Raw genomic sequence first — 3793 nt, forward strand, 5'->3', positions numbered from 1 at the left:
TAACCACATTGATGTTCTCTGGTTATGCAGTGGGTGGTATTTTAGCTGCTCTCATTGGTAAACAATTTATTGCCCAGTTTGGTTGGCAAATTGTTTTCTTTGTTGCTGCCGCACCATTAGTCACCATTCCATTTTTATTAAAATTCATGCCTGAATCCATTAGCTATCTGATGAAAAAAGACAGCGATCATGAGATTAAAAACACCTTAAAGCATATTAATCCTGCTATAGATATGCACCCTGAGGCCAAAATTACCAAGCTTGAAGTATCTGCTTCAACTGCTGCCCCTGTGACACGTTTATTCCAAGATGGCCGTGGCCTCAGTACCTTAATGTTTTGGGTTGCCTATTTTACTGGCCTGTTTATGATGTACGCCCTGAGTACTTGGCTGACCAAATTAATGTCTATGTCAGGTTATAGCCTTGGATCAGCATTAAGCTTTGTAGTTGCATTAAACGTTGGTGCGGTCATTGGTGCAAACTTAGGCGGTTGGTTAGCTGATAAGTTTAATATCAAATGGGTCTTAGTGGTGATGTATGCCCTTGGCAGTATATTCCTTTATGGTATGACCTTTAAACTTTCTACTGAGCTACTTTATGTCTTAATTGCTTGTGTAGGTGCTTGTACAACAGGTGCACAGTTAATTGCTTATGCATATACAGGTCAATTTTATCCTGGCGATATCCGCTCTACTGGTATTGGTGCCGCTTCAAGCGTAGGACGTTTAGGTGCAATTTGTGCTCCATTAATCATTGGTTATATTGTGATGCTCAACCTTCCTTTAGAGCAAAACTTTATGGTTATTGCCATGGCGGGAATTGTAGGTGCAGTTGCTCTTGCCTTTATTAATCACCATAAATCGGCGAACCAATAACACTGTACAACAGCACTTTTAAAATTACTCCCTGCATCTTTGCGGGGATTTTTAACTTCAGGGTTTAATTCATTTCCATTAAAATATATATTGCTTGAATATATATTTTTAAATTATTAGCCATCTATTCTTAGATTCCTAAATGTTAAAATGATTTTTTATTGCTTTATTTCAAGACTGAACAAACTTAATCGTACAGTCGCAAAATCAAAAGGTTTAAACTCAAAATATGACCAAAATGACTTTCTTTAAACAAATCCCATTGTTATTCATAAGCATAAGTTCATTGATTAGCCCACTTGCACATGCGACTTATGGCCACTATGAGCAAAATGGTAAGGGTTTTATGGTCGATTTAGACTCAATACAATTACTCAATAAACAAAAAACAAAATTTAATGTCAGTGCAAATCTAATTGGATTCATAGAAAGTCATGACATCCCTAAAAGTATGCTGAATCAAGTTGAAAGTAAGGCCAATCTATTCGTTGACTGCACAGCAAAAACCCTCGCCTTTCAAAGTGTACAAGTGATTTATAAACCTGATGGTCGGGTATTGATGGAGAATGATCAACCAAACTTTAAAATGAGTGCCACTAAAAACAATAAAATGGAAACTTATATGATTGAAGACCTATGTAAAACGGCCAGTACTCGCTAACTTTCATCTAGAATGTCATTGTTTGAATCAATTTAACATTACATCCTAATCATCGGAATTAAAGAGAGCGCGAGTAATATACCCATACTGCGATTAAATATTTTGATTCGATTGCCTTCGTTTAAGTAATGACTCAACTTTCCACCAAGAATGGCCCACAACATTACGCAAGGAGTCCCTACTACTCCATACAACAAGCCGATCAATACAATCTCTACTGCCGTGGTTGTATCGTTGGTATAAGCTGTAGCTGCACCAATTAAAACAATCCAAGCCTTAGGGTTAATCCATTGGTAAATCACCCCTTTAAAAAATCCAAGCGGTTTCAGTGTTGTTGGTCCATTATTTTTGATATCGCCAGCTTGAGCAATTAAATAGGCCAAATATAAAATATATAGGCTACCAAACACTTTAAGTAGAGGGATAATGATAGGATAACGGATAAATAATTGATTCATCCCTAAGGCGACCACAACGAACATCATACTAAACCCAAAACAAATACCGATCACTAAAGGTGTTGTTCTTCTAAAACCAAAATTTACACCAGAACTCAGTGCGAGTAAGTTATTTGGGCCAGGGGTTATTGAGGTCACAAAAGCATATAAAATAAATGCTAAATACAAACTAAAGCTCATCTACTGCATCCATCAATCACAAGAATTATTTGTCCAACCAGTATTAAGCATAGTTGAATTTAGAACTTGGATTATTTGTGTTTGATTAAAGAATTTCAATTCTTTTGAAGCTTTTTTGGTCATATTTTTAGTCGATGTTTTTTTAATATTATTGTTATATTTATATATTAATATTTTGTATAAAAAACACCCTTGTTAATGCATGATTTAACAAGGGCGTAAACTGTTTTAGAAGCTATAAATTGCAACAGCATTTAAGCGACTGTCTTTACCTGTCTTACTGTCTTCAGTTGCTGTAGAGAACGTTTGACGTTCACCATAAACATACTCTAGACCAAAGCTAAGCGGCTGTACTGGGCTATAAAATACGTTACCCCATCCTTGCCAAAGATCCTTATTGACTTTAGTCTTATCAGCGATATAACCCAGATAATCTTTATTGTTATCTGCCTTCATATAACCGAAGCCCAAAGTTCCACGCCATTGCGTATTAAACTTCTGCGTTACACCGATGTTAATCGAGTCAAACGCATTGGTTTCCATGATATTTTTAGTGCTATCTGTAGCAAATCCTTGGTTAGAACTTGATACAAAACTACTATCCCCATCAACATGATAATAATCCGCTTTTAAGGTAGTATTCGGCGTAATATCATATTTTGCGCCTAAGCCCACACCCCAAGCCATTTTATTGTCTTCTGCGGTTTTCTTATCATGAGCCATAGCACGGGCACTCACCGCAAAGTTATCTGCAAACTTATGATTCAAACGTGCAGTTAAAGCGGGTAAACGCATCTTCATATCAGCTTGGTTATCTTTAGGATCTTCTAAAGCCATCACTAAACTGGTCGTTGGATTAAATTTGCTGGTATAACGAACCTGCGGTGTTCGTTTGACTGACTGACCGACATAACCTAAAGCATCAATTGTCTCAGGCATATAATCAGGTACAGCAAAGTTAGACCATGTTTGACCAATTAACCAGTCATCATAAGTCAAATAAGCATGACGAATACGTAGCGCATCATTACTCCCCAGAAAATCAACTTCGATTTTCCCAGCTACGTCACCTTTTTGAGTCGCTGTTTTAAAGTCAAGGCCTAAACGTGTTGCAGAAAGTGTAGTCCTTAAACGGTCTTTACCTTCATTACCTGTTAATGGCACGTTTGCGATTTGGTTGTAAGGTAAGCTGCCTGTACCCCCTTCAAACTGATAACCAGCATCTGCACGGACATTACCATATATATTAAACTCTGCACCACCTGCGGTAAAACCTAGGCCTTTTCTCGGTGTCGCATCAACTTTAACAACGGGAGCGACTACTTTTGTAGCCTGAACATCATAAACAATGGCTTGTTTTTTCTGCTCAGTTTGCATTTGCTCTATCATTGCACGTAATTGACTAACTTCATTACGTAATTGTGTGACTTCGGAACTTGGTGCAGCTTGAGCTATCCCAGAAAAACTCAAACCTAATGCAACAGCCAAAGTATTTAACTTTAGTTTATTCATAAGCAATTTCATCCTGTGCTTAATAATCAGTCAATTCCTGACTCAGTGTGATCAATCCTTGCAATTGTTATGTGCAATATGGTCATCTCGACCAATCGCTTATATTA

4 protein-coding genes are annotated in these 3793 nt (G+C 37.3%); 2 read left to right on the plus strand and 2 right to left on the minus strand.

Annotated features, from left to right (window positions below):
* Window positions 1–875 (plus strand): MFS transporter (locus Aru01_RS18040; RefSeq protein WP_042111762.1); only part of this gene is annotated, 875 nt, incomplete at its 5' end.
* A gap of 229 nt (window positions 876–1104) precedes the next feature.
* Window positions 1105–1536, plus strand: coding sequence for a hypothetical protein (locus tag Aru01_RS18045; protein ID WP_016655643.1), 432 nt, complete (start codon window positions 1105–1107; stop codon window positions 1534–1536).
* 38 nt (window positions 1537–1574) lie between these two features.
* Here Aru01_RS18045 and Aru01_RS18050 read toward each other — a convergent pair whose 3' ends face one another.
* Window positions 1575–2174: a LysE family translocator gene (locus tag Aru01_RS18050; protein WP_016655642.1), complete on the minus strand. Its 600-nt coding sequence runs from the start codon at window positions 2172–2174 to the stop codon at window positions 1575–1577.
* A gap of 228 nt (window positions 2175–2402) precedes the next feature.
* On the minus strand, window positions 2403–3686 hold the full coding sequence (locus tag Aru01_RS18055; protein WP_016655641.1) for a DcaP family trimeric outer membrane transporter: 1284 nt from the start codon (window positions 3684–3686) through the stop codon (window positions 2403–2405).
* Between the last annotated feature and the right edge of the window lie 107 nt (window positions 3687–3793).

The organism is Acinetobacter rudis (genome assembly GCF_000829675.1).
Taxonomy (GTDB): Bacteria; Pseudomonadota; Gammaproteobacteria; order Pseudomonadales; family Moraxellaceae; genus Acinetobacter; species Acinetobacter rudis.